This window comes from Euzebyales bacterium (assembly GCA_035461305.1).
Classification (GTDB): Bacteria; Actinomycetota; Nitriliruptoria; order Euzebyales; family JAHELV01; genus JAHELV01.
This window is the reverse complement of record DATHVN010000211.1, coordinates 1-3,016: the sequence shown is the minus strand read 5'-3', so window position 1 is coordinate 3,016 and position 3,016 is coordinate 1. Positions and strand designations below refer to the sequence as shown.

3 protein-coding genes and 1 pseudogene are annotated in these 3,016 nt (G+C 70.3%); 1 reads left to right on the top strand and 3 read right to left on the bottom strand.

Translation table 11 applies throughout. The features are described from left to right. From VK923_19315 to VK923_19305, 3 genes and pseudogenes are all read right to left on the bottom strand, one after another. On the bottom strand, positions 1–603 hold a 603-nt coding region (locus VK923_19315; GenBank protein ID HSJ46829.1), incomplete at its 3' end, for a MarR family transcriptional regulator. A 13-nt stretch (positions 604–616) separates the two neighbouring features. Next, positions 617–1,113, bottom strand: a pseudogene (locus VK923_19310) (class III extradiol ring-cleavage dioxygenase). A gap of 248 nt (positions 1,114–1,361) precedes the next feature. Next, a complete protein-coding gene (locus VK923_19305) occupies positions 1,362–1,919 on the bottom strand; it encodes a YceI family protein (protein HSJ46828.1) in 558 nt (185 codons plus the stop codon). A 205-nt stretch (positions 1,920–2,124) separates the two neighbouring features. Between VK923_19305 and VK923_19300 the strand changes: the two genes are divergently transcribed. Further along, on the top strand, positions 2,125–2,766 hold the full coding sequence (locus tag VK923_19300; GenBank protein ID HSJ46827.1) for an NADPH-dependent F420 reductase: 642 nt from the start codon (positions 2,125–2,127) through the stop codon (positions 2,764–2,766). Positions 2,767–3,016 lie beyond the last annotated feature (250 nt).

Sequence of the window (3,016 nt, the reverse complement as noted above, 5' to 3'; positions counted from 1 at the left end):
GACCTGTTCCCATCCGGCGTCGGTCAGCACGGCGAGGGTGGCGCGAGCATCGTCAGGGCTGTGACGGCGGTCGATCCAGCCGCGCGTCTCGAGGCGGGACGCCACGTGGGACACGCGCGACAGCGATGCGTTGGCCTGCGCCGCCAGCTGGCTGAGCCGCAGGGTGCGATCCGGCGCTTCGCTGAGCAGCGCGATGACCCAGTACTCGAAGTGGCTCATCCCGGAGTCGCGCTGGAGCTGTGCCTCGAGCTCCGACGGCAGCTTGAGGATGACGGCGGCCAGCCGCCGCCATGCGCGCTGTTCGTCGTCGTCGAGCCAGCGTGGTTGGTCCATGGGTGCAGCCTGCCACGTGACGGTTGGCCGGCCGGTCATCCCGGTGTGGCGTCGCCACCTCGTGCAGCGTCCCTGCCCTGACGGGTCCTCCGGGCAGGGGATCGGGTGGCCGGTCGGCCGGAGCGTGTCAGTGCTGACGAACGAGCGCTTGGCCAGTCCCATCCAGAACCCGTCGATGGTCTGGGCCGGCGGCGCCTCGGGTTCACCGGCCGCGCCGAGCGTCACGAACATCGGTGCGAAGTGCTCGATGGTCGGATGCGCATACGGCATGCCCGGCGCGCGGTCACGGAACGCGGCCAGGGTCTCGACGGTCGCCGGTGGCCAGTGTCTCGCGGGACCAGTGGTCGAACTCGACCGACCAGCCAGGCGGCGGGGCGGCGGGGGATCGCCAGTGCTCGCGGGTCAGGAACGGCAGGCCGTGGGTGGTGAACCCGGACCCGACGATCAGCACGCCCTGGTCGCGCAGCCGCCGCAACCGCGCGCCGAGCGCCAGCAGTCGGTCCGGCTCGAGCGTCGGCAGCGACATCTGCAGCACCGGGACGTCCGCGTCGGGTACATGACCGTCAGCGGGACATGAGCGCCGTGGTCGAGGTTGGTGCGCACGACGTGCTCGGTATCCAGCATAGGTGCGGCGACCTGATCGGCCAGGTCCGGTGCGCTGGGAGCGGGATAGGTGACGTCGTAGTACCGGCGCGGGATCCCGGCGAAGTCGTACACGAGCGGTACGGGCTCGGTGGCGGCCAGCATCGTCGGCGCGGCCTCCCAGTGGGCCGACGCCATCAGGATCGCCTTGGGGCGTGCCAGGTCGGCGGCAAGACGCTGCAGCTGTGAGACCCAGAGGGCGTCGTCGACCAGCGGCGGGGCACCGTGGCTGATGAACAGCGTGGGCATGCGTTGCGGTGCGGCCGCGGTCGTCGCGGTATCCGTTGCGCCTGGGACGTCATGGTCGCCTCCGTGACGACAGGTGGTCAGAGGATCGGCGGGCGGAGCGGGCACCGTCAGTGACGCTGCCCGCCCAACCGGTGCGGTCAGGCCGCCTCTGTCCTGATCGCGGAGACGTCGAACTCGAGGGTGACCTTCTCGGAGACAAGCACGCCGCCGGCGTCGAGGGCGGCGTTCCAGTTCAGGCCCCAGTCCCTGCGGTTGACGGTGGTGCGGCCCTCGAACCCGATGCGCTGGTTGCCGAACGGGTCGACGGCCGCGCCGGTGAACTCGAAGTCGATGGTGACCGGCCTGGCTACGCCGCGCAGGGTCAGGTCACCGGCGACGCGGTAGACGTCGTCGTCGACCCGCTCGACGGCGGTCGAGGTGAACGTCAGCGTCGGGTGGTGCTCCATGTCGAAGAAGTCGTTGCTGCGCAGGTGTGCGTCGCGGTCGGCGTTGGCGGTGTCGATGCTGTCGGCCCGGATCGTCAGCGCGATCGTGGAGCGGGTCGGGTCCTCGGCGTCGAACCAGCCGGTGCCCTCGTAGGCGGTGAACTGGCCGCGGACCTTCGTGACCATGGCGTGGCGGGCTACGAAGCCGATGCGGCTGTGGCTCGGGTCGATCGCGTACGTGCCGGTCAGCGTTCCGGTTGCGGTGGTCATCGGGGCGCCCTCCTCAGGCGGTCTGCATTTGGTTGACGCTTCATTCAACAAACGTGAAGCATCAACTATTCCCGACTCCGTTGGCAGATCGCCACGAGTGGCCCAGCAGGACGGCCCTCCGGGCTGGATGCCCTCCGCCCGGGTTGTCGACCGCGCCTCGACGGTAGGAACACAACGTGAGCACGACAACAGGTGGAGGTGCGTCATGACCGACGTGACGATCATCGGGGCGGGCAACATGGCCCGCGGCATCGGCACCCGGCTGGCCGCCGGTGGCGCTGCGCTGCAGATCCTGGCCCCCACGCCCGAGCATGCGACGTCGCTGGCGAACGAGCTCGCCGCCGACGGCGCGGCGGTCACGGGCGGAGCGACCCAGGAGGCGCTGACCGGCGACGTGGTGGTGCTCGCGACGCCGTACGACGGAGCGCTGGAGTTCACCGCCGGCCACGCCGATGACCTGGCCGGCAAGGTGGTCGTCGACATCACCAACCCGGTGGACTGGGCCACGTTCGACCGGCTCGTGACGCCCGCGGACTCATCGGCCGCCGAGGAGCTGGCCAACCAGCTGCCGGACGCGCGGGTGGTTAAGGCGTTCAACACCACCTTCGCGGGGACGCTCGGCGCCGGTGAGGTCGACGGGCAGCAGCTCGACGTGTTCCTCGCCGGCGATGACGAGCACGCCAAGGCGCAGGTCGCCGCCCTGGTGAAGGCCGGCGGCATGCGAGCCATCGATGCCGGCCCCCTGCGCCGCGCCCGCCAGCTGGAGCAGATGGGCTTCCTGCACATGGCACTGCAGGACTCGCTCAACAGCGGGTTCAGCAGCGCCATCAAGATCGTAACGACGTAACCGCGCGGCATCGCCGGCGACCGCGTGCGCTGAACCGACATGCCGACCCGAGACGACTGGCCGATCCGTCAGCGGGTCTGCTACGCGGACGGATCGGTGCACAGGAGGATGAGGGTGCGGGCAGCGCAGATCACCGATCCCGTTGCCTACCACGGCGAGGGACCGGTCTGGTCGCGGCGTTGGGGTGGCCTGCGATGGGTGGACATGCTGGCCGGCGACGTCTTGTCACTGGCGCTCGACGGCACGGTCA